This window comes from Pseudomonas kulmbachensis, from assembly GCF_963681935.1.
Taxonomy (GTDB): domain Bacteria; phylum Pseudomonadota; class Gammaproteobacteria; order Pseudomonadales; family Pseudomonadaceae; genus Aquipseudomonas; species Aquipseudomonas kulmbachensis.
The window spans coordinates 2,279,619-2,303,393 of the sequence record NZ_OY817088.1; the positions used below are offsets into that span (position 1 = coordinate 2,279,619).

The 23,775-nt window shown below is 49.8% G+C and carries 21 protein-coding genes and 2 pseudogenes; 7 read left to right on the forward strand and 16 right to left on the reverse strand.

The genetic code is table 11. The features are described 5' to 3' along the window. The first annotated feature begins 132 nt into the window (after positions 1–132). The 3 genes from U5A05_RS10385 to U5A05_RS10395 all read left to right on the forward strand — a co-directional run bounded on the left by U5A05_RS10385 (position 133) and on the right by U5A05_RS10395 (position 2,572). Positions 133–558, forward strand: coding sequence for an SRPBCC family protein (locus U5A05_RS10385; protein WP_321836284.1), 426 nt, complete (start codon positions 133–135; stop codon positions 556–558). Next, a complete protein-coding gene (locus U5A05_RS10390) occupies positions 555–983 on the forward strand; it encodes a MarR family winged helix-turn-helix transcriptional regulator (protein WP_321836285.1) in 429 nt (142 codons plus the stop codon). Before U5A05_RS10385 ends, U5A05_RS10390 begins: the two co-directional genes overlap by 4 nt. A gap of 374 nt (positions 984–1,357) precedes the next feature. Further along, on the forward strand, positions 1,358–2,572 hold the full coding sequence (locus tag U5A05_RS10395) for an aldose 1-epimerase family protein (protein WP_261742002.1): 1,215 nt from the start codon (positions 1,358–1,360) through the stop codon (positions 2,570–2,572). A 6-nt stretch (positions 2,573–2,578) separates the two neighbouring features. Here U5A05_RS10395 and U5A05_RS10400 read toward each other — a convergent pair. Then, a pseudogene (locus U5A05_RS10400) lies at positions 2,579–2,715 on the reverse strand (magnesium chelatase subunit ChlI family protein); the annotation flags it as partial. Positions 2,716–2,939: 224 nt separating this feature from the next. Here U5A05_RS10400 and U5A05_RS10405 point away from each other — a divergent pair. From U5A05_RS10405 to U5A05_RS10420, 4 genes and pseudogenes are all read left to right on the forward strand, one after another. Further along, entirely contained in the window at positions 2,940–3,803 is an 864-nt protein-coding gene (locus U5A05_RS10405; protein WP_321836286.1) for an AraC family transcriptional regulator, read from the forward strand. A 33-nt stretch (positions 3,804–3,836) separates the two neighbouring features. Beyond that, positions 3,837–4,223: a cupin domain-containing protein gene (locus U5A05_RS10410; protein ID WP_261742004.1), complete on the forward strand. Its 387-nt coding sequence runs from the start codon at positions 3,837–3,839 to the stop codon at positions 4,221–4,223. Positions 4,224–4,429: 206 nt separating this feature from the next. Beyond that, a pseudogene (speB, locus tag U5A05_RS10415) lies at positions 4,430–5,213 on the forward strand (agmatinase); the annotation flags it as partial. 349 nt (positions 5,214–5,562) lie between these two features. Continuing rightward, positions 5,563–6,390, forward strand: a complete 828-nt coding sequence (locus U5A05_RS10420; RefSeq protein ID WP_321836287.1) for a phytanoyl-CoA dioxygenase family protein — start codon at positions 5,563–5,565, stop codon at positions 6,388–6,390. Between the two features lie 645 nt (positions 6,391–7,035). On the opposite strand, the gene U5A05_RS10425 is transcribed toward U5A05_RS10420, so the two are convergent. The 15 genes from U5A05_RS10425 to U5A05_RS10495 all read right to left on the reverse strand — a co-directional run bounded on the left by U5A05_RS10425 (position 7,036) and on the right by U5A05_RS10495 (position 23,633). Continuing rightward, complete coding sequence (locus U5A05_RS10425; RefSeq protein WP_321836288.1) at positions 7,036–8,994, reverse strand: acyltransferase family protein; 1,959 nt, start codon at positions 8,992–8,994, stop codon at positions 7,036–7,038. 1,002 nt (positions 8,995–9,996) lie between these two features. After that, entirely contained in the window at positions 9,997–11,313 is a 1,317-nt protein-coding gene (locus tag U5A05_RS10430) for an undecaprenyl-phosphate glucose phosphotransferase (RefSeq protein ID WP_321836289.1), read from the reverse strand. A 353-nt stretch (positions 11,314–11,666) separates the two neighbouring features. Continuing rightward, positions 11,667–12,323, reverse strand: a complete 657-nt coding sequence (locus tag U5A05_RS10435; protein WP_321836290.1) for a helix-turn-helix domain-containing protein — start codon at positions 12,321–12,323, stop codon at positions 11,667–11,669. 89 nt (positions 12,324–12,412) lie between these two features. Further along, entirely contained in the window at positions 12,413–13,117 is a 705-nt protein-coding gene (locus U5A05_RS10440; RefSeq protein WP_321836291.1) for a winged helix-turn-helix domain-containing protein, read from the reverse strand. Positions 13,118–13,280: 163 nt separating this feature from the next. Then, positions 13,281–13,595, reverse strand: a complete 315-nt coding sequence (locus U5A05_RS10445; protein WP_425262905.1) for a VanZ family protein — start codon at positions 13,593–13,595, stop codon at positions 13,281–13,283. 56 nt (positions 13,596–13,651) lie between these two features. Further along, complete coding sequence (locus U5A05_RS10450) at positions 13,652–15,733, reverse strand: YjbH domain-containing protein (protein WP_321836293.1); 2,082 nt, start codon at positions 15,731–15,733, stop codon at positions 13,652–13,654. Beyond that, positions 15,730–16,476 carry a capsule biosynthesis GfcC family protein gene (locus tag U5A05_RS10455; RefSeq protein WP_410012281.1) on the reverse strand — a complete coding sequence of 249 codons (747 nt, stop codon included), beginning with the start codon at positions 16,474–16,476 and terminating at the stop codon, positions 15,730–15,732. The genes U5A05_RS10450 and U5A05_RS10455 overlap by 4 nt, the downstream gene beginning before the upstream one ends. A 32-nt stretch (positions 16,477–16,508) precedes the next feature. Further along, a complete protein-coding gene (locus U5A05_RS10460) occupies positions 16,509–17,168 on the reverse strand; it encodes a YjbF family lipoprotein (RefSeq protein ID WP_321836294.1) in 660 nt (219 codons plus the stop codon). Positions 17,169–17,181: 13 nt separating this feature from the next. Then, entirely contained in the window at positions 17,182–18,294 is a 1,113-nt protein-coding gene (locus tag U5A05_RS10465; protein WP_321836500.1) for a polysaccharide biosynthesis/export family protein, read from the reverse strand. 86 nt (positions 18,295–18,380) lie between these two features. Next, complete coding sequence (locus tag U5A05_RS10470; protein ID WP_321836295.1) at positions 18,381–18,641, reverse strand: hypothetical protein; 261 nt, start codon at positions 18,639–18,641, stop codon at positions 18,381–18,383. A 348-nt stretch (positions 18,642–18,989) separates the two neighbouring features. After that, positions 18,990–19,526, reverse strand: coding sequence for a dTDP-4-dehydrorhamnose 3,5-epimerase (rfbC, locus tag U5A05_RS10475; RefSeq protein ID WP_321836296.1), 537 nt, complete (start codon positions 19,524–19,526; stop codon positions 18,990–18,992). Further along, positions 19,523–20,401 (reverse strand): glucose-1-phosphate thymidylyltransferase RfbA, encoded by an 879-nt coding sequence (gene rfbA / locus U5A05_RS10480; RefSeq protein ID WP_261742014.1) that lies wholly within the window; start codon positions 20,399–20,401, stop codon positions 19,523–19,525. The genes rfbC and rfbA overlap by 4 nt, the downstream gene beginning before the upstream one ends. 90 nt (positions 20,402–20,491) lie before the next feature. Beyond that, the gene (gene rfbB / locus U5A05_RS10485) at positions 20,492–21,562 is read right to left on the reverse strand and encodes a dTDP-glucose 4,6-dehydratase (protein ID WP_321836297.1); all 1,071 of its coding nucleotides are present in this window, start codon (positions 21,560–21,562) and stop codon (positions 20,492–20,494) included. A 184-nt stretch (positions 21,563–21,746) separates the two neighbouring features. Further along, a complete protein-coding gene (locus U5A05_RS10490) occupies positions 21,747–22,544 on the reverse strand; it encodes a glycosyltransferase family 2 protein (RefSeq protein WP_321836298.1) in 798 nt (265 codons plus the stop codon). Next, a complete protein-coding gene (locus U5A05_RS10495) occupies positions 22,545–23,633 on the reverse strand; it encodes a glycosyltransferase (protein ID WP_321836299.1) in 1,089 nt (362 codons plus the stop codon). Between the last annotated feature and the right edge of the window lie 142 nt (positions 23,634–23,775).

The following is a 23,775-nucleotide window of genomic DNA, read 5'->3' on the forward strand; positions in this document are numbered from 1 at the left end:
ATCACTTGCACAACTATTTGGACCACTGGGCATCGAGTAAGTAGCGATTTTTATGAGCTGTGCTTGGCGCGTGGTTTTATATTGTAAATGCATTTACAATTATCTCGACGCTACTGACGTAAGGCAAAAGCCATGGAAATCAAAGAGTCTATTGAAATTAGATCGACCCCTGCGCAGGTGTTCCGTTTGTATAGGGATGCGGCGCGCTGGACCGATTGGGACCCAGAGGTGAGTTGTGCAAGCTTGCCTGGTGGTCTTGAGCTGGGTGCGAAAGGTTGGCTTAAACCAAGGGTCGGACCCAAAGCCAACATTCAGATTGTCGAAATGACCGAGGGCATGTCTTTTTCGGCGCAAAGCCGTTTGCCGTTATGCCGTATGGAATTCGGGCACTTGCTAACGGAAAAAGAGGGGGGGACGGTCGCAACCCACTGGGTTGAATTCTCCGGGCCACTGAGCTTTCTGTTTCGATACCTGGTTGGTAGATCCATTCAGGCATCGCTACCCAACACGATGCAGGGGCTCAAAAAGTTCAGTGAAGCCCAGGCAAGTTGCTCATGAGTGCGAACAAGGATAGCGTCGAGAAGAACTGGAGTGGTTCGGCCTTCGCGGGGCCGAGTGAGAGTCCTGGATTCAGACTATGGCGCGATTTTTTGGACTGGCAGCGTCAACTCAATGCGCGCTTGAAACCTTTGGGGCTTACTCAGCCGCAATTCGCGATCCTGGCTGTCAGTGGTTGGCTGACGAGAGAGGGCGAGCAGATCACTCAGCATGGCATCGCCAGCTTTACCGGTATGGATCGCATGCATATTTCGCAAATCATATCTCGCTTGGAGAAAGATGGGCTTATTGGAAAGCAAACAAACCCGCAAGACCAGCGAGCAAACTTGGTGTCACTTAGCGAAGAGGGCCACCGTCGATTGTGTACGGCTATGCCTGTTGTTGAAGCATTCGACAGAGAGTTTTTTCTAAAACATGACAGCTGAATGCCTGTTTCAGAACCCTATGTGATACCCCCGAGCCTCGCCTAGTGCGGGGCTTTGTGTCCGCTTGGCGCAGGATGAACCCTTCGACGTGTTTGAGCGGTTCTGGATTACCCCAGGATACGGTCCGGGTTTGATGCCAGGTTCGATTGAAGTCGTCCAAACCTCTGAGCACCGGCCTCATAATCTCCGTATCACCGGATCATGTCGATTGCAGTCCTTTGTGACAGGAAGCAATCGGTGGTGGATTTAACCGGTCAACGCAACAGATAAGCTAAATCCTTCGTGGCACTTTCCGTATCGATGTCGTTGTTTAAACTTGCTGAAACGTTTCTTCAAGTTTATAAAGCGGAACAACTCCAAGAAAGGCTGCTGCCATGACCCCGCTTAAACTCTTTGTTGCCCTCAGCGCACTGTCCGCTGCTTCCCACGCCATGGCCTGGGACTACGTTCTGCTCGACACCGATCATGCCGCCCAGAACTGGCAGATCACCAGCCAGCAACTCGGCGTAAAAACCGACAAACCCTTCAGCGTCACCTTGCGCACCTTGCACGGCGGGCGGCAGGAGGGTGTCAGCATCGTCGACATCGACAACGGTACGATGAAACTGTCGGTAGTCCCGACTCGTGGAATGAACGTCTTGCAGGCTTCGGTCGGCAATGTGCGTATGGGCTGGGATTCGCCGGTCAAGGAAGTGGTCAATCCGTCCTTCGTCGAACTCAATGGCCGCGGCGGCCTGGGCTGGCTGGAAGGTTTCAATGAGCTGGTCGCCCGCTGCGGATACGAATGGGTTGGCCACCCCGGCCTCGACAACGGCGAACTGCTGACCCTGCACGGTCGGGCCGCCAACATTCCTGCGAACAAAGTCACCCTGCACATCGATGAGAAACCACCGTATGCCATCACCCTGCGCGGCGAGCTGAAAGAGCAGGCGTTCAAGAAGGTCGACTTCTCCGTCGCGACCGAACTGGTCACCGAGCCCGGCAGCGTAGTGTTCGCCCTCAACGACACCCTGACCAACAACGGCGATTATCCGAAGGAATACCAGGCGCTGTATCACAGTAACTTCAGCACTCCGTTCCTGGAGCAGGGTGCTCGTTTCGCCGCGCCGGTGAAACAGGTGTCGCCGTTCAACGACAAGGCCAAGGGCGATCTGCCCGACTGGCAAACCTACCGCGCACCGACCAAGGACTACGACGAAACGGTTTACAACGTGGTGCCGTATGCCGATGCCAAAGGCGATACGTTGACCGTATTGCATAACAAGGCCGGCAGTCTGGGTGTTTCGGTCGGTTTCAACACTCAGACGCTGCCGGTGTTTTCTCTGTGGAAAAACACCGATACCCAAGGGCAGGGCTATGTCACGGGTCTGGAGCCAGGGACCAGTTTTTCCTACAACCGCCGTTATCAGCGACCACTGAACCTGGTGCCGACCATTGGGCCGAAGGAGCACAAGCAGTTCCGCATCAGCTACAGCTTGTTAGCAGACAAGGCGGCTGTGGATAAGGCCTTGAAGCAGGTGAGCGAGATTCAGGGTGGGCGGGAGACTGAGGTGCGGCAGACGCCGTTGGTTGATCTGACCAAGGGGTAACACCGGCTAGAGCATTGTCGGCCGATATTGCAGTGTATCGAGCATATGCTTGCGTCTAGTCACATCGGTTTGCTCAAGGTCCGCTAGCGTGTGCGCGACCTTGAGTAGGCGATGGCTGCTCGCAACGATAGAGTTAAACCCTCGTGGCGGATACCTGCCTGTTATTCATACCCTGGATCTGCATTACAAGCCTGTTGCGTCAGATGGGCTTGTATATCGTGCAGCTCTTGTCATTGCGTCATCAAAGCATTAATCGTGATTTGCCGCTGTTAAAGTCACCTGCGCCTCTCTACATTCGCAGGTACAGTTTTCCACTCAAGTCCACAACGGACCATCAACCCCACCAAGGTCTATCGGAAAGCTATTCATGGATCGGGATAAATCTTTGCCCGCTAGAGACTGGGTTCTGCGTAATGCCGAACCAGGGCGAATAGAACGAATCGAGGCATGGTTCGGGGGGCATGGCTACGATCCGCACCGCCATGATACCTACTCCATCGGTCGGACGATGTCGGGGGTACAGAGCTTTCACTACAAAGGTTCTATGCGCCACGGTATACCGGGGAATACGTTGGTGTTACACCCGGACGAGTTGCATGACGGCATGGCCGGGACCGAAGCGGGCTTCCGCTACAGGATGGCCTATGTTGACCCTGCCTTGATTCAGCAGGTGTTGGGAGGTGAGTCACTGCCCTATGTCCCGGGTGGGCTGTCGGACGATTTACGCCTGTATAACGCAAGCCAACCTTTCGTGCAGGCAATGGACCACCCGCTCGACTCCCTTGAGGAACAGGACGCTTTGTTTGACCTCGCCATGGCGCTGCGCGCTGTCGCAGGCAAACCGCGCGGGCGCAAGATGTTGGACTACCAGGCTACCAAGCGAGCGCGGGATTTCATCATGGCCAATCTTCATATGACTATCACTCTGGGGATGCTTGAGCATGCCAGTGGCAGAGAACGATGGAGCCTGTCGCGAGACTTCAGGGCGCTATTTGGTACAAGCCCTTACCGCTTTGTTACGTTGCGTCGCCTCGATCTTTTTCGCGCACTGATCCTTGATCAATTCACCCTCGTGGATGCGGCACTGGCAGCGGGGTTTCATGACCAAAGTCATATGACTCGGCATTTCACCATATGCTACGGAGTACCACCGATGCGCTGGCTTGAGCGTATCCGAGCCCAGCGTCAGCTTGCAGGATCGTACAAGCCGGGACCCGCGCCCGTTCGTTAGTGTGATGGCTCCCTAATGTATAGAGAATCCGTCATGCGCCACACTCAACAACAACCAAGCGAACACGCCATCAATCTTGCCCAAAAAGCCTCCCTCATTGAGCAGCAGTGGAGCCCTCGAGTAATCGCCGAAATGAACGAGTACCAGTTCAAGGTGGTACGCATTGAGGGGGAGTTCATTTGGCATTCACACCCGGAAACCGACGAAGCCTTTATTGTAATAGAGGGCAAGCTGCGCATCGATCTACCCCATGGCAGCGTGTATGTCGCTCCGGGAGAGCTTTATGTAGTGCCACGAGGGGTAGAACACAGAACAGCTGCCGAAAGCGAAACCAAGCTCATGATGATCGAACCTCGCGGGATACTGAATACCGGCCATGAGGGGGGTGAGCGTACGGCCGACAGCGACGTCTGGATCTAGGGCCTACGGTTTTCAAAACCTTGGTGGTGTCTCTGGGTTATCGGCAAACGCTAGCTTCAAATCCTCCACCAAGGCGAACTGTGCCTCACTAGGCTCGCGCCCGCGATGGTTGGCTAAATAAAATTGCACATTAAAACCCAGCGTTTCCGGACCGAGCGGTTGCACAAGGCCACGTGCATGCCAGGGCGCGGCAATGTGGCGGGGCAGGTATCCGATGTGGCCCTCGGGCCATTCGCGCCGCATCAGTGCAGAGCGCCCGGGAGCGCCACTATCCCTGGATGTTTGACCCCTTCGACCATTTGGCCGTGATCGATTACGGTGACTGCGACTTCGACCACAGTCAGCCACAAAAGACCCGGCTGCCATTGAGGCCCATGCCGAGCGCATCCTCGACGCGGGTTGCGCCATGCTGACCCTGGGCGGAGATCATTTCATCACCTACCTATTGCTCAAGGCCCACGCCAAAAAGCACGGGCCAATCTCCCTGGTGCATTTTGATGCCCACAGTGACACCTGGCCTGATGCCGATGATAGCCAGCAGGGCATCAGTCACGGCACCATGTTCTACCACGCCGCCCGCGAAGGCCTGATCGACCCGTCGCGCTCAGTGCAAATCGGCCTGCGCACCACCAACGACGACGTCATGGGATTCCTGGTGATCGAAGCGCGTGAGGTGCATCGCAATACGCCAGAAATCATTGCCGAAATGATCCGCGCCAGGGTAGGGGATAACCCGGTCTACCAGACGTTCGATATTGATTGCCTGGACCCGGCCTTCGCCCCTGCCACAGGCACCCCGGTATGCGGTGGGTTGACCACCCACCAGGCGCTGGAAATCCTGCGGGGTTTGTGCGGCATCAACCTGATAGGTATGGATGTGGTAGAGATCTCACCCCCTTACGACCATGCAGAAGTGACTGCGTTAGCCGGAGCGACATTGCTATGGAGATGGTTTGCTTATATGCGGCGCGGCATAAGGTTAAGGGGTGAGGTGAGGAAGAGGTTGGTATCCCTTAAAAACCAACATGGCCTGTCTTGTCCCGAACGTGCAGATGAAAACAGTGTTTTTGAACCTCGGCGCCTCGTTTTAAGCTCACGCAAACAGATATGCCTTGCTCACGACAAAGTCCTAGAGCAGGGCTCCCTGGTTCAGCTTGTTTGAGAATATCTACGATGTAACTATCTGAAAACGTGCTGTTTTTACAAAAATATCTTTATGTGATTAAGAGAAAGCTCTGCTTTTTGGGGTAATTTTTCATGGGTGATTACCTTTTTATTCTGAATAATTTATACTTGATAGGTGTCAAATCAGTCAGCCCAGGGAAGTGGAGAGAGTTAGATGTCAGTAAGTAAAATTAAAAAAGTACTTCTCCCGTATGTAAATCATATAAGAAAATTACGTATTCGATCGACAATAAGAGAGTATGACCGGAGTGTTGATGTTGGTTCGTGGTCTGGAGCCAGTTTCCATGAAAACTATTTTATACCGTTTGATATTTCTCCACCCGACACGTTCAATGCTCAAGGGGTTGCTAGAAGTAATAAAATCACTCTCGAAATAGCCGAGGTTGCAAAAAATATTATTGATGGTTTTGGTGATTTCGTTACAGGATATTTGGGCGAAAAATCAAGACTTGATGATATGTATCTGTTCTGGTTTGATCCGGAAAAAATAACAGATTGGAGTCTCTCTAATTCTTGGCATGATGATAATGTGGGCAGCCGAGTAAAAATATATATTTGCTTTAGTGGTAATGGGAATACGCCTACAGTGGTTTTGCCGAACTCGCATAACAAACCGTACTCGCCAAGATGGGGCGAGATATCCAGATTTTCTGGTGTGAGAAATATCAGTTCCCTCGATAATCAAATTGCTTTGAGATATAAGTCCGGAGATGTAGCTATGTTTGATACAAGCTGCTTGCATCGAGGGCTCTATGAGCAGCCAGCGGCGAAAAGAACTGTAATGGTTCTTGAGTTTATAAATAGAGATAAATCTAATGTGATTTCAGGGTTTTCGCCGTGCGGCCCTGGGATGTCGCGAACGGGTGAGGTTGTTTTCGACGCAAAAGCATATGAGCTTCTGCGAAATACCGGAACTTTAGACGACGATTTGATATCACAGAGAGGCGGGGATTATATTTATTCATTGAAAAATAAGGGCTAGAGACAGCTTAATTTGAAGTGCTCGCTCCATAGGTATTCACCTATCCCCGGACGGGGCGATGGAGCACGGATTATAGTTTATCGGCGAGGCGTGCTGTTGTCATTCCAGCACGTAGCGCAGAAATGTATAGAGCTCTTAGCCGTTTGTCTTTGTGGTTTCGTCTGTTGTATACGCTAATAGTGAGGGTTACTATTTTGGGGGGGGCGCGTAATTTTCAGGCCTTGGCCTCTATTAAAAAGGTCTGACTTCGCGCTCAACAATTTTCTTATTGATTGGTGAAGAACTGCCTTCCTGTAACGCGCCACTGGACAACAATGGGTTACCTAAAAACTAACTGCCTGCCCCAGAGTAATTTGTGCTGCACTTGGAGGTGGGTGGGGCTTGTGAAGTGGTTCTTATAGCTGGTGGAGAACTTACACTATGAAAGTTGTGAAATTTCGTTTTTCCAGATGAAAAAAACCCGCACAAGGCGGGTATTAATATATGTTTAACATCACTAGCTAGATCAGGAGCCACAACCGTGAGCTTCCTCGGTCGTTACATTCACCTCGCGCTTTAGCTGTTGAGCGGAGCGCGTTGTAAGGCATAGCTGGTGTTGTGACGCTATAATCTCTTGCGCCTAGACGCAGCTTTAACCAAGTATCATCAAGGCTTTTGTGCGGCCTCGCTGATAATGGGACTATCTTTTAGCGCCTCAACCTTGGCCATGAATAACTCATATTGCTTTGATTCTTTGAATAACCACGCTGACATTTTAGAACCATGAATACTAATATGGCTTCCATCGAGAGAGTAGGGCATCCCGTCTTTCGCAAGCCCAGTGTACGCTCCCTCAGCGCCAAAAAGGGACTCTCTATTTAAGTATAAGACATTTTTGTACTTGCGAGAGTACTCTTCTAACTGCAAATTCGCCTGAACCGTACTAATATCCTTTTTCCTATCAAGCTTCTCTATCTGAAATTCAGCCCCGGAAAAAAGTGCTCTTCTGTACATCAAGCCAACATCGACATCGAATCGAATAGGCGCAGCCATTATAACGACAAGATGGCTATTTTTTGCTGCAAAATCGATAGCAGATAGAAAGCTATCCATTTGTTCTTGTTCACTAATCGCTCCCCAATTCCCAGCAAAAACAACAAAGTCATAGTCAGATATGTTTGATTTTAGGTATTCTCTATTTATCAAACACTGCTTATAAGCTCGGCTGGACTTAGGGCCGGTAAACTCGTCATTTATTGCGGGATAACACCAGTTTGTGGCCACCGAATTAATTTTAATATTGCTATCAGAGGCGACAGAGTTCCAGAAAGGATCATAGTGTCCCGCGTAAGAGTCTCCAAACAACAGCCCCTTAGTCCCACCCTTTTTATCTCCTAGCTCACACGTTAGGCCTTTCGAGCCAACCGAGAGATTTTTTGCACTATCGACATTGTAAAAGCACCAACCATTGCTAGTAAGAGGCATTACTAACTCATTCAATTGTTTTTCAAACGCCTCGCTTGCTCGCCATGAAAGTCCCCCGGAGGTAAAAATGATCATACTGCAAACTGCAGCCGTTGCGAACAGGCAAGAAACCTTTACGGATGCTGCCCACTGACCAATCGCCACGGGCCTCTTGCTTGCAAGTTGCTCAACAAAAATAAATGATAAATAACCAAGTGCAATTGAGGCACTAATTGCAAAAACAACCCAAGGTAATTTTTTCTCAACGCCAAAATAGACCAACGCTACGACAAGAGGCCAGTGCCACAAATAAATGGAATATGAGGCCCGTCCTAGAAACTGCGAAATAACGTTAGATGTTACAGCAGAGTCACTTCTGCCGGCCCAGATCACCAACGCTGCTCCCGACACTGGGATGAGTGCTAGCCATCCTGGCCAAACATTACTCTCACTAAAGAAGATGATACTAAAGGCAATTAGAGCAAGACCTGCTGTTTCAAAAAGAACTCGCCATCCTTTACTAAAATTAACAGGAAACAAAAATACGATGGCACCTGCAAGCATTTCCCATGCGCGGGTCGGGAGCAGGTAAAAAGAAGCAGTTTGGTAGCGAGATGAAGCGTAGACCGAAAGAGCAAATGACAGGAAAGCCAAAATTGCTACAACCCATCGTACAATATTAAGCGCTAAAAACTTTCGAAGCAAAACTAGCAGCACCGGGTACAACATATAAAATTGCCACTCAACAGAGAGCGACCAAGTATGGAGCAGCCACTTGCTATGAGACGTCTGATCAAAATAGCCTCCCTCACGCCAAAAAACTATATTGGAGAGAAAGATCAAACTACTGCCTACATGCTTTCCCAGAAGTGAGTATTCAGTAGGATCGAGAAATATAAATCCAAACGCAACTAATGCCAAGCACATGACTGCTAATGCGGGAATGATTCTACGGGCGCGATCAAAATAAAACCCGCCAAACGAAAATTTAAAGCTGTCAATTTTTTTAAAAATAATTCCGGTCATTAAAAAACCTGAAATTACAAAAAAAACATCAACCCCAACAAATCCGCCCTCAAACCCAGAAAAACCGAAATGAAAAAAAACAACGGCCATTACGGCTATCGCCCTTAACCCGTTAATATCTCTTCGAAATTCCATTCAATACCAAGCCTTGGTGATGTGCGGATGAGGCAATCATGTGCACGAGTTTTTTTATAAGCGGTTTACGGTGCATAATTTTTCTTGCCCGCAAAACCGAGGTCCGGTGTAACTATATCATCAAGAGATGATCTGATGCCCACGACACGCTAATCCATGAAACAGATTTCAGAACTAAGTCACACGCTGATATTTGGTGGGTTATCGATATGTTAGTGTTTTATTGACGCGCCTAGCTCGGATAAGGCCTAAACTTTAGCATCAGCCACTGGACAATGGGATGCAGTAATTTGACTTGACCGTCCCCATCGTAAGCGCTCAATCATCCCCTCATTCAAACTGCGAACTGAAGCTTGATGCTACGCCCTAGATCTCTTTAGGTTCTGTTCATCGAACCCGATAGTATTTAATTGATAGTGCTTGAAGGTGATGAAGAACTAGTTGTCCCCGCCCGCGTTGCAGCAAGCCCCAAATCTATTTCGGCAGACCACAGTGTGACGAAATCATCCGTGGGTTCACTGAGCACGAACTGACTCGTAGTGCGGTTGCCGTAAGAACGCCCGCGCCGAAAAACTGGCGCTATTGATCGAAATGGCTAGTTCCTGCGTCCTGGCGATGCTGCGATATCGAAATACATCGGCAGATGACCTGCTTTAATGTTTCGAAAAATCTTTAGTTGGTATGATGTTGATAACTCAGCTCAAATGCTGCTCTGCAGGGCAATAAGCTATAGTGTTTGACCCTTCCCGGTAAGCATCAGATTCGAATGAATATTTTGTGCGAGAGGGAGTAGGACCTGATATGCAGTTTAGGAACGGAGCTTGAGGCGGTTCGACACGTATTTCGAGGCTTGTGATAGGTGTTTGTTATTCGACACTTTTATATTCAGTGTGAATTTTTACTTAAGTTATGAAACTGATCACAGCACAGTCTTAGATGGCGAGACATTGAACTGCGCAAATATACAGCCCTCACTCACTTCCTGTGAGGAGGGCTGTGGTTTCAGTAAATATCTTTTGATATCAATGTAAACGGTGTCTTGATCATGATTTTTATATCGAGCCACAGCGACCAGTTGTTGATGTAGTCGAGGTCGATTTCAACCCGTTTCTGCATCTTTTCAATGGTGTCGGTTTCGCCGCGACAACCACTGATTTGTGCCAGGCCGGTAATTCCGGGCTTGATGCGGTGACGAGCCATATAGGCGTGTATTTTGCCGGTGTAGTAGTCGTTATGGGCAACTGCGTGAGGCCGTGGCCCTACCAAGGCCATATCACCATGTAGCACATTGAAAAGTTGCGGCAATTCATCCAGCGAAGTGCGTCGAATAAAGCGACCTACCGCTGTTACGCGTGAATCATTGCGACTTGCCTGCTTCACTTGCTTGTCGTCGTGCACCTGCATCGAACGAAACTTCCACACTTTAATAACCTTGCCGTTCCAGCCATGGCGATGCTGCTTGAACAGGATCGGGCCTGGTGACGAGAGTTTTACTGCCAGCGCAATGGCTGCAAGTAGGGGGCTCAGGCAGATAATGGCAGCAAGTGACAGCGAGCGTTCCATCAATGCCTTGCTTATAGCTGCAGTGGGGTAGCTTGTTAGGGGGCTTTCATTCAAGTGGATGGCTGGCCGGCCACCAATTTCGCTAACTGAATGGTTGAGCAGCATCATGCTATCCAAGTCTGGCACCCAGACGACGTCGACGTTCAAGTCAAGCAGATCGATATAGAGCGCTTCAATACGTTGGGCTTCTTGCAGAGACAGCGAAATATAAAGTCGACGTATATTATGTTCGGCGATCAGCGAGCGCAGTTGTGCTAGTTCTCCGACGATAAGTGGCGAATTAGTTAAATCTTCAAAGGGGCTAGCGCTGACAACGCCAATCAGCGGGAATTGGTTTTGTCGAATAAAACTGTCAGCCAGCTTGAGAGCGACGCCATCGGAGCCAATAATAAGGCTATTGTAGTGATGGTTATTACGCTGGTGATAAAATTTAGACAATTGGTGCAAAATCAGATAAGGCGGAACTTGAATCAGATAACCTAGCAAGGCCCAGCTAATTAGGGTTTCGCGAGAAAATAATTCACCAGATTTTGTAATAAACCCAATGGTACTCAGGCATGTCAGTGTTAGCGTCCACCCGAGAAACAAGCGGACGGAGCCGTTAAAAACCTTGTGTCTTTTATAATAAACGTGGGTGGCTGAATAGGCCGGTACTGATACGAGCATGGTCAAAATGGCGAGCATGCGGTAATGGAAATCAATGGTGCCGAATTTGGTATAGACCAGTGCTAATAACAATGCGATGACAAAGCACATGGCAACGGACCACTGCCCCCAAAAAGTAAGCCCTCTGGCCACGGTTTTGCGATCTAGACGTGTATGTATCAAGGTAGCAGCCTTGTGATAAGTACTTGACTATAGGGGAGCGGCTGGAGGGGGTAGGTCACAGCACTCTTCCATGTGCAGGCGTCGAGCGGCGCTATTGCTGGAATAGGTAATTGCCGCACGAAACACTGATAATAAGGGTTATCAGCAATAAGGGTTCGACGTTTTATAACAGTGAGGCGGGAGGTGCTATTTTCAATAGAATAATAATCTAAAGGGTGCCGTGATGTCGTAGCGATAGCGTCGCGTCCGGTTATTGCTCTCATATGATTGTAAAGTGCCATCTATCCCGCAACTCGAACATCCTGAACCAGGCAATACCCGCGATTGCGTACTGAACGAAACAGGCGCTCACCAAAAGCATCTCTGAATTTACTCTGAAGTCGGCTCAGGCACATTTCCAGGCCACTGTAACTGTGCGGGTCTTTATTTATGCCGATAACAAGTTCTTGCTTGCTGCAGATGCGCTCTTCTCTGAGTGTTAGTGTTTTGATAAGTAACGATTCAATAGTTGTAAGCTGAATGCAGATGCTATTGTTGCACAGTTTTTGTGCCGCAGAGCAAAATAACCAGATATCAGGGCTTTCCGAATACAGAAAATCTGCTGTTTGTGCAGGAAAAGTCGAAGTTGTTTCCAGCGCTTGACTGGCAGTAAGGTCCGAGGAGCAGGAATGGATGCTCAATGATTGAACTTTTTTTACCGTTATCAAGTTGGAAAGCTCACTGGCGAACTTGTTTGCCGGTGCAAAGCCTGGCTGGTCACTTGCCCATCGTGCCCAGGAAGCAACGTGTGTCGCGCGCCACTGCTGATCTGTGCGTTGGGTAGCATGCTGGTTTGCTGGGTGATATTTGATTTTATCTTGTAGCAGGCTATTTTTTGGTGCAGATGAATGATCATTTGCAGGGGCCATATAACTGGAATGTCCGAGTGTTACCTTCATGCTTCAACGTCTCCATTCGTCGGTGTCAGGCTGGTGCCAGTTGGCGAACTACAGCGGTCTGCAGAGCAGTGCATGAAGTCAGATAATGCCTATTCGCTAATCGTCCCTCGGCGCAGGCGATAGCCAAACGCGCGAACACTAAAAATCAATTCAAGTTCGTAGGCTTTTTTGATCTTTGTTCTCAGGCGGCTAATGGTTTTTTCCAGTGCTCGCGGGTCATAGAAAACAATATTAGGGTCCAGAGTTTTAGCAATACTGTCCTGGCTTAATACATGCTGTGGTGCATGTATCAGGGCATCGATAATTGTCATTTCCGTATATGAGATTTCAAGTCTTTTTGCGGCGCCGCATAATAAAAGACGCGTGCGGTCAAGAGTTAATTTGGTCGTTGTTTTCCAGTGTGACTCTTCGAGAGTACGCGATAATAATGTCGATTTTTCTAGTGGACTGGCAGGTAACTTTATGCAGTGATCGGCGCCTGCCAGATAATAATTGATGCTGGTAAATGACTTGCTATGGGTGGCCAATATAAAAATACACACAATCTGATTGATCAGCCGGATGTGCTTTACCAGTTCCAGGCTGTCGTTAATAGCTTCTGGAGAATTAACTTCAATAAAAACAGCTTCTACCTGATTAAAATCGCACGTCAGGTTCGTCTTGGCGTCGCAGGCATCAAGATGCCTCACGCCAGAAGTGATGAGCTGTTCAATATCGTCGGCCAGCGCTTTGCTGTGTACAAAATTGAGCGCTTTTGGGGCCAAAATATCGGTCTTGCATCCTGCGAAAAGCATATCACCTAACCCAAATACTTAGAGGCTATTGGATTTTGCCATACAAGGATATATGAAATCGGACATTTTGTAACATTTTCCCACGCGGGATGTGATCAGATCTAGTAATCATCAACTCGCTGGTATCGAAGATCGATTTCTATGAGGGTGGTTTTTGCGTGTATTAATAACTATTTTGGTTGTGGGTGAAATACCATGCCACTGTCAAGCCCAGGGTCACCCCAGCCGTGTTAGCCAGCGCATCGTAAAACGATGCGCTGCGTAAAGGCATTAGCGCTTGAGCATATTCAATCAGCACCCCTGCCAGTACGCAGCCGCTGGCGATCCAATACAACTTGCTCTGCAAAAATGCCAATCGGCAGCTGAATGACAGGGCAAAAAAGCCAATAAAGTGATGCAGCTTATCTTCCTGGACAAAAAACTGCGGAATCGGCCGAGAGCGCAGCCCTGTGAACAGCAGGCCCGCGCACACTGCCATAAACAACAGGGTGCGCAGCCAGGATGGCAGCTCAACAAGGCGCTGGATCAGTAGATTCACTCGGTGATCTTCTCGAAATTCTCATAAAACGCATCGCGGTTGCGGCCATCGGTCATGGTATGCAGTGAGTACTGACGATGAAGCATAGCGCCACCGTCTCGAGTCAGTGGAGCCCAAGCGATATTGGCTCGGCTCATGGTTGACACGCTCATGATTTCGTCAAACGGAATCGAGATATAAATCCCTTTGTCAAAACTGCCCTCGCCGTACTCTTCTGCTGAAGCGGTGGTTCGAGTCACCCAGCCACCGAACTTCACGCCATTGGTAAATTTGCGGGAAATATCGATGGTGGTACCCCAGTCGCGAGCGAGATAACGGCCCACACTGACTGCCGCGTCAAGATCAAAGGGCAGTTTTGTATAGGAGGTAATATGACCGGTCACTGTTCTGTAGTCGCGCAGGCCAAAACCTTGGTCAAAGTCCCTTTGGCGAACATAGTTCAAGTCGGCACCCACCGACCAGCGTTCGCCCATAGGGCGGTACAGCAGTTCGCCGCCGACCCCGGCGTACATCGGTTCCAGATAACCGCCATAGACCATGCCATACAGGTCCTGGTCCAGTTTGCGGGCCTGGTTCAGTTGCAAGGCTGGCATGGTCACGTCTGAGGTGGTGATATATTGGCGCAAGTCGGTACGCACACGCGGCAGATTACTCGCTGAGTCGTATTTGAACTTGTCGAAGTTGTTGAACAGATTGACGCTGACGCCACCGCTCGCCCAGGTATTAGGGGTAAAGCGGTATTGCCCTTCGGCATACGTGCTTACCTGATACAACAGAAAACCGTCGGGGCCACCCAGGTTTTGCTGGTAACCCAAGCCAAAACCATAGGTGAAAGGGTTTGGCTTTTGTTGATACAAAGTTTTATCAACGTGAGCGGTCGCGCGGTTGACCTCGGTGGTGCGGTGCAGATCTACCAGATCTTGCTCGTTATTGACCACATTGCGGAAGGTTGCGCGGGGCACGCTGGTTTCTTCCATCGGCATGTCATAACGCTTGTTGACCAGGGTAAACCACTGAATCTCGTCATTGGCGTTATTATCCAGAATTCGACTGGCTCGGCCCACGCCCTTGGCGGAGTAGAAGTATTTAGACTGCTCGCCATAAATCATCAGCTCGGAATCATGCTGGGCAATACGCTCTACGGTATAGCCGGCATTTTTTTCCAGCTTTTTGGAGACCTCGGCCCAGTCAACCTGATCCAGTGGTGTGGTCGGTGCATGTGGGGGGAGGGGGGTTGCAGGCGGGTCGTAACTTTTCACTGGAGCCTTGCGGCTGACGAAGTTGGTATGCAAGGTAATACCAAACAACGCGGTATTGCCACGTTCCCAGCCTGCAGTCAAATCTACAGAGTCGCTCAGCTTGTAGACTGCGCCAATGTTAATTGGTGAGTCCTGTACCTGATTGTTGTTTTGGGGTTCGTGTTTGTAGTCATTGCCGTCGTATTCGACCTTTAGGCTCAAGGGAGCCCATGGTGTTTGGTATACAACCCCGCCAAACAGGGCAGGTGAGCCGCGAAAGTACGAACTAGTATTGACGTCACCGGTGGTCGAACTAGCCGGACGAGTATCAAAACGGTCATCAAGATAGCCCAGTGGGTTGTCCATATCGCCACGATTACCGATGTAACCCCAAGCGATCCCTAGGCTGAAATCCAGGTCTTTATAACGCTTGTTGGCAACAAAATACTCACTGGAGAACAGGCCAGTACCGCCGATATCCCTGAAGCCCAAAGCAACCTCAGGCAGCCAGTGGCTTTCCTGCCAAAGCCTGGCCTTGGCGTCTACCGCCTTGTCCTTGTAGCTTTGGCTGCCACTCAATGCTTCGGAGCCGTACTTGCGGTTACTGATCGCGGTGTAGCGAAAGGTTCCTTCAAGCCAGTCGAGGGGTTGCAACGAAAGGCTATAGCGCGAATACGGATCAGTACGGTTAGCGTTGAAGCTCAGCTCGCCAGCAGGCGCCATACGTGCCGTCGGGGTTTGCAGCAACCCGACGCCACCAAAATCATTCTGGGTATAGCGCGGCTCGGCATGGGCCAGACTGCAGGGCAGTAATACAACAGCAGCAAAACGTAACTTCAAGGGGCAACCTCGGCCAGCGGTTGAGTGGCTAGAAACTGGGCCAGCTGCTCATTTAAATCGGGTGTGGGCAAATCAGCATTGTCGTTACGCACCGGCACTAGAATCGTGCTGCCGGCGACCGCATATACGCCGTCCTGTCGATTCCAAGCGGCAATTGCGACTTGCTGGTAGCGACCGTCGGGATGGATCAGCCATAAAAAGTCGGCATCGGCTTCGGCCAGTCGAGGGCAGCTATCGAGGTAGTCGCGAGCTTCTTGCAGGGCGCGAAAGGGCAGGGTGCAGGGCTGTTTCACTGCGCCCAGTACCTTGATACTGTTAGTCGGAGCAGGGTAAATCAGCTGGTCGCCATCGCTCAGCAGATAGTTGCGAGCAAAGCCGACTTCCAGTGCAATCGGGTCAAGCACGGCGACTTTACGCCCGGTAACGGGTAGCTGATTGACCTGATCAAACAGGCGCGCAGCCAAGGCGGCAAGGGCATCATTATTATTAAGCAAGGCACCACGTTGCAGCATTTTCAGATCAAACAGCACTCCGGCCTTGAGCCGTATCTGCTGTTCCAGCAGCGGAGTGTGCAGCCACGCGGCAGCCAGCCAATAACCTTCAGGGTTTGGTAAGGCCTGGTTGATGGCATCTTGCATGCGCATGCCAGGGGTATATGCCAAATTGCCAGGCTTACCCACGTCACCACTCACCGTCACAGCTGCCTGGCTTTCTATGCTCAGGCACAGTATTGAGCAGCTCAACAATAAGCAGGCGCTCAGCTTCTTCAAATGGCTCACCGTGCGGTCTCCCAGTCTGGGCGCAGATGCACAATCTTCAACGCAAGCTCCGGTGTCAGGTGTTGTTCGCTCTGCAGCACCAGGCCATTGTCTGGGCGGACCCAAAATCGGTTGGTCGCGCTAAACCCGAGTGCCGGGATCTCGATGGCTTCATCTATGCGCTGTAGCACATGGGGCTGGCCGAGAATGGTCACGGTCTCGAGGCCTTTGCGGCGAAAGCGGCTATTCAACGCCAGGCCTACCTGTTCACCTTTATAGATGTCGATCCAGCGGGTGCTGGTCTCACCGTCGGTAATTTGTTGCAGGCCGCGCTTAAAAGGCGAATCACCATCAAAGCGCGTGCCATCCAGGCTGGGCTCCAGCCCTACAGAGCGCACCACCAGTCCGTCACGCATCAACAGTACTTGCTTGCCAGAGGCAACCCAGAACTGCAGATCGCCTTGCTGACGCAGCTTGGCCATCACCCCCTCGCTGGAGGGGGTGGTGACCAAAATTTGTGCGTAAGGCACCGCAGCAACATCAGCCGCTGTTAATTGCAACGGTTCGGTGTTGTTGACGGCGGCCTTGAGGGTGTCGATGGAGCCTTGCATCAGAGGGCTGCAGCCACACAGCAGCAGGCACGCCACCAGGCATGAGCGGTTACGAAGAGTTTTCAAAACGGCTCAAACCTTATCGGTTGTTGGCTTCACTGAGGTTGTTACCCGCGGCGGCGCTAGTACCCAAAATAGTTGCCGATGGCAGCAACTGACTGATCAGACGGTTCCAGCGGGTGACCTGGGCCGGGCCTACATAAACGATGTCTTGTGGTTTTAGTCGAAAGTGGCTGGCAACTGCAAAGGCCACTGGTGACTCGGCATCCAGCTGATAAACCTTGGCCGGTTCGGTCTCAAAGTTATCGGCGCCACGAATGACATACAGTGCATTGCCGTTGGAGGTGGTTTGATTCAAACCGCCAACCGAGCCGACTACATCAGCAAGGTTCATGTTCTTGGTTTTAAACCTGATTGCCTGAGGCATCAGGACTTCGCCCATCACATAGATTTTTTTACGATCATTGTAAGGGAGGTACAGTTGGTCGCCGTCTTTCAAAAACACGTTCTGCAACTGCGATCCGGAGGTGTTGAGGGAGTCTATATCCAGTACAAATTCACGACCATCGCGGGTCAGAGTCAGTCCGGACAGATCGGCATTCCCCGGTTCGATACCAGCAGCTCCAATAGCCTCGACCACACTTAACGGTGACGTGGTAATCGGCATTGGCCCTGCTTTTAGCACGGCACCAGCAAGAACCGCCTTTTGGCTGGCAAAGCGCAGAACACTCAAATCAACCTGCGGGCTGTCTACATATTGCTTAAGGCGTTCAGCGATTGTCGAACGTAACTCTTCGATGGTTTTACCCGCTGCATCGACCTGGCCGATATAGGGATAAAAGATCGTGCCATCCGGACGCACAAGGCGCCCGTTGGCATCAATCTGTTGTTGTGCGCCCGAAGGTGCCGTCAATTCGGGATGGTCCCAAACGGTGATATACAGCACATCGTTGGCTCCGATCCGGTAAGCCGCAGGCTTGAATGCCAGCAGTTCTGCTGGCACCGAGCTTGAGACGTATGTCGCCGCGTTTTGCGCAATCAGCTTGGGGGTGATGGGGATCAGCTCGACCCGACTGCTCTCAGGCGAGCCCTCTTGACCGATCGCACTGGTATCCAGGTATTGACCGGGCGCAAACATACAACCTTGCAGGGCGAACCCTGCAAGTACCGCGAGCGACAAACTACGAATCATCATTGAGGACACTTGTAAAGGAAACACATCAAAATCAAATGCCTGGAAAGCTCCAGGTGGTTTAGTCCTTTCGACCTGGCAGGTACTTAGTGAGTCCCTGTGGTACCTGTTGTGCCTGTGGTGCCTGTAGTGCCGCCGTTGCTGCCACCACCACCACCGCCCGATGCTGCTGCAGCAACAACAGCTACTACAGCAACGCCTGCAGCTACGGCAGTTTTAGTGTTGACGCCACCGAGGACACCGGTATCAGTATTCAGAGAGCCGCTTGCTGCGGGAGCTGGAGCTTCTGCTGCGATTGCAGAGGCGCTCAAGGCTAGGGCGAGTGCGGAAACGAGGAATTTATTCATGGGGAAATCCTTTTGGTAAATAGTCTGTATTGGGGGTAGTACTTGAGTGTGCGTACCCAAGATTACAAACTTGGGTGTTTGCGTGTTGCGCGAAGCTGCAAGCATAGCCCTCAAGAGGTTTCGTTACAGGTATTTTATTTTACAATAACAGCTCAAGAATACCCGTGTAGAGCCCCTTGGGTTGCTGACGTTTTATAACGTGCCGGTTAACTCAGCAATTACTGGCTGATATGTGCGTTGACTGCTGAACCCTGCAAGTAAACTCTGAGTAAGCCCGCTGTTTGCACGGGCTAATGTCATTTCGATAGCCACCTAAAGTGATTCTGCATCAATGTAGGCCTGCCAGCTCTAGTTTCCCAATAACTGGCGAAGAGTCGGGTTGGATTGATCTTTTGCGGACAGTTTAGGGTCTGCTACTGGCCAAGGAATATTAACCTCAGGGTCATTCCAGATCAATCCACCTTCATCTTCGGGATAATACAAATCGGTACACTTGTACTGAAAATCGGCAATATCACTGAGCACACAGAAGCCGTGAGCATAGCCTGGCGGTACCCAGAACTGACGGTGATTTTCATCGCTAAGTTCGACGCCAACATACTGGCCGCAGGTCGGCGATTCAGGGTTTATATCCACTGCCACATCATAGACTGAGCCCTGGCTGACACTCACCAGCTTGCCTTGTGGGCGCGTGCGCTGAAAATGAAGGCCGCGCAGAACTCCGCGCTGCGAGCGAGAGTGATTATCCTGAACGAAGGGCAGGGTGATGCCTGCTTCGCGGTAGCGTTCGGCCTGAAAGGTTTCGAGAAAAAAGCCTCGCTGATCTCCGAACACCTTGGGTTCGATGATCAAGACCCCCGGCAACGCGGTTTCAATAATTTTCACTGCCCTGCCTCCTGGACAAGCAAACGCTGCAAATATTGACCATAACCAGTCTTGCACAGTGCTTCGGCCTGGCAAGCCAATTGCTCCGCCGACAACCAGCCTTGGTGATAGGCGATTTCTTCCAGACACGCGACTTTCAAGCCCTGACGCGCTTCAATGGTATGCACAAAGTGACTGGCTTCCATCAACGAGTCATGCGTGCCAGTATCTAGCCAGGCAAACCCACGGCCCAATAAACTCACATGCAAGTCGCCACGTTGCAGGTAGGCGTTGTTGACATCGGTGATCTCCAGCTCGCCGCGCGCAGAGCGTTTCACCTGTTTTGCAATCTCCACAACCGAATTGTCATAGAAATACAGCCCGGTGACGGCATAGTTGGATTTCGGCTGCTTGGGTTTTTCTTCGATGGAAATTGCCTTGCCAGTGGCATCAAATTCCACAACCCCGAAACGCTCCGGGTCACTGACGTGATAGCCGAACACCACGGCACCGGTGGTCCGACTAGCCGCCTGTTGGAGCATCGCGCTGAATCCGTAGCCATAAAAAATGTTATCGCCAAGGATCAGACAAACATTACTGTCACCAATGAATTCCTCACCAATCAAGAATGCTTGGGCCAAGCCATCTGGAGAGGGCTGTTCAGCGTAGCTGAGTTCAATCCCGAACTCCGATCCGTCGCCCAGCAACTTGCGAAAGTTAGGAAGGTCTTCAGGGGTAGAAATAATCAGCACTTCGCGGATGCCGGCGAGCATAAGCACCGACAATGGATAGTAGATCATCGGTTTGTCGTAAACAGGCAGCAGCTGTTTCGATACGCCACGGGTAATAGGGTGCAAGCGTGTGCCGGAGCCACCCGCTAGAATGATACCTTTCATATGGAATGTCCTTTTTTAAATGATTCGAGAACTGGCTTTTTACGCATGCGGTGATGCGGGATAAGCATTGGTAGGCGCTGAGTGCTTGAGTTAATTATCGCCACCCAACCGACCTAATCGATAGTCCCCGGTCAATACGCGCTGCCACCATTGGTCATTGTCCAAATACCACTGCACTGTCTTGCGCAACCCTGTTTCAAAAGTTTCTTGCGGCACCCAGCCCAACTCTCGTTCGATTTTCGATGCGTCGATTGCATAACGTCGATCGTGTCCAGGTCGGTCCTTTACAAAGGTAATCAGTTCTTTGTAAGAGCGGGAGCGCTCGCTATTGGTATCAAGCGGTACCAGCTCATCCAGCAACTCGCAAATGGTTTCCACCACTTCCAAGTTGCGCTTTTCGTTGTGCCCACCAATGTTGTAGGTCTCACCAACGACGCCTTTGCTCACTACCTCAACCAATGCCCGAGCATGGTCTTCAACGTACAGCCAGTCGCGAATCTGCGAACCGTCGCCGTACAACGGCAATGGTTTACCCTCCAAGGCATTGAGAATCACGTGGGGAATCAGCTTCTCCGGGAAGTGGTACGGGCCGTAGTTGTTGGAGCAGTTGGTCACCAGCACTGGTAAGCCATAGGTACGCTGCCAAGCACGCACAAGGTGGTCTGAACTGGCCTTGGAGGCAGAGTAGGGCGAGCTGGGTGAATAGGGTGTTGTTTCAGTAAACAGGTCCGTTGTACCTTCCAGGTCGCCATACACCTCATCTGTGGATATATGGTGGAAACGGAAGGCTTTCTTGGCCTCGGGGGGCAAGTCATTCCAATAGCGCCGTGTTGCTTCCAGCAGACTATAGGTGCCAACGATATTGGTCTGGATGAAGTCTGAAGGTCCGTCAATAGAGCGGTCCACATGGGATTCTGCTGCCAGATGCATTATCGCAGTTGGCTGAAATTCGGCGAACACTGTATCGAGTGCTTGGCTATCGCATATATCAACCTGATAAAAGCAGTAGCGTGGCGATGCTGCTATCGAGGCCAACGACTCCAGGTTGCCGGCATAGGTAAGTTTGTCAAGGTTGGCAACTTCCATGGCGGTGTCGTCGATCAGGTGACGAATTACGGCTGAGCCGATAAAGCCAGCGCCGCCAGTAACAATAACACGCATCAGTATTTCTCCAAGTAAAGGCTCTTTCAACGACCTTTTAATTTTTCAAACTTTTAATTGTGCCCGGGTATTACTTTTATGGGGTGGCGCCCCATTCGATAGCCTGACTGTCTTGAGTGCTATAGTTGAAATTTGGGTGCAGAGTGAGATGCTTGATGTGAAAGCAGAAGGGCATTAAATGAAATTAACCCGTGTAGTACTTATAGGCATCGATTACATGCATTCTAAGCGCGTGACTTGTAAACAAAGACATCGCTCCACCTTCACTGCATCTTTTACCATCAGCCAAAGCTGTATGCGAGGGGTCATATAATACATAACCTCCATGCTCATAAGCTTTTTCGCAAACTTCTATATCTGCCATAAAAAGGAAATATTTAGGGTTTAGTCCTTTTACTTGTTCCCAGTAACTTCTACGTATAAATACGCAAGATGACTGTAGCCATGGTACTTTTTGCTTCTTGCCAGGATTGAAGTCGCTGAGAAGATATTCAGATATTTTTTTCTTTCCCCATGATGTGTGCTTCAAGAATGTTCTTTTTGCAACTAGGGCTGATACGGAAGGGTAGCCCCGAGCAATGGTAGGTCTTGAACCATCATCATTGATCTGCGCGGGGCCGACAACATAGCACTTTGGGTCTTCAAAGTTTTTTATGATGCCAGAGAGAGTATTCGGATCTTCAATTATTATGTCTGGGTTTAAAAGCAAAATAAAGTCGGTGGGGCGAGACTCTGAGTGGACAGCCATGTTAACTGCTGCAATGTACCCTATGTTTTTTTGTGTTCGAAGTACTTTTACTTGGTGGTCAGACAGGCTGTGTAAGATTTCAAAGTTCTCATCGCTGCAAGAGTTGTCGATGACGGTGATATAAATATCTTCTTGAGAGTAAGACTGGTCGCGCAAAGACTTTATCGAGTCGACAACTCGGTATGCTTTGAAGTAGTCGATGAGAACGACGTGAATTGTTTTGTGATGTTCCATTTAGCGACCTATGATGTGAGTTGCAAGTGAATCCCAACCAAGAATTTTCATATGCTTGCATACTTTAGGTTTTGAGTCGTCAGGCGTTTCTTTATGACGGGCTCGATGAATCGCCAATGCTAATGATTCCGCAGACTCTGGGTCAAACCAATAGATCTTCGAGTAGTTGCCGATGGTTTCATGCGCATATTCAAGGTCAGCAGCGATAATGGGTTTGTTGAATTCTTTAAATTCAGTCAATGGTAAGCCCCATGTTTCGAGCAGCGAGGGGAAAATTAGAGCGTCGCATGTCTCGTAACGCTCCTCTACCTCTGCTTTCTGGAGAAGACCCAATAGGCTTATATTGGTTAGAGGGTACTGTTGAATCAGTTTTCTTGTGTAGTTATTTTCTCGCCCGGAGAGCGTTAGCCAAAACGAAGTGTTTTTTACTAAATGTTGTGTTTTGAATATGATCTCGTGGTTTTTAAAGTAACGCGGATAGGCAGGATAAAATAATTTGAAGGTATCACTGTTAGTCGAGGTATCAGTTTTTTGAGTGCTCTTGGTTCTGATGTCGACGTCAGGAGCAGCAACTATTACATTTGAGATGTCGAAGCGTTTGCAAAATTCATCCGCCATCCATGCTTGTTGAGTAATAACCGAGGTGTTCTTTTTTATATTGATCTTGTACAGATATTTATAAAATTTCGAGAAGGCAAATTGTTTTGGATCCATTAATGCCGATGATAGTGGCATTTTCAGAAAAATTGATGGGTTGTGGCAGTAGACATATCGTTGAGAGGCTTTGACACTGGGTGTCGTGTCGTGGAGGGAAAACCATGTATGAGGTTTTATTTTAAGAGATAAGAGGTAAAAATAAACGTATTCATAAAAAAAACGCAAAAACCAACTTTTTTTAGAGAGAGGAAAATAAATAAACTTTATATGCTTTAGCTCAATGCCGCTGTGCACTGAAGGGTTCGATACAAGAAATATTACTGAGTGTTCCGTGTCGGCGTTAGAGTCAAAAGCCTTCATGGCATCTTGTAATACCGTCAATGCTCCGCCATCGACTATGTTAATGGCAGAGACTACAGTAGTTTTTATCATTCTTACGCTCACGTTTAAATGCGGGTTAACTTTTGTTGGTGAGTAGAGTGCCCATATTTAAAGATGTGTTGGTTCAGGCCGCTTGTGTTCAGGCTGATCTCTAAACTAGGTTTTTTGGGCTATCTGTATATGGGGTCTCTGT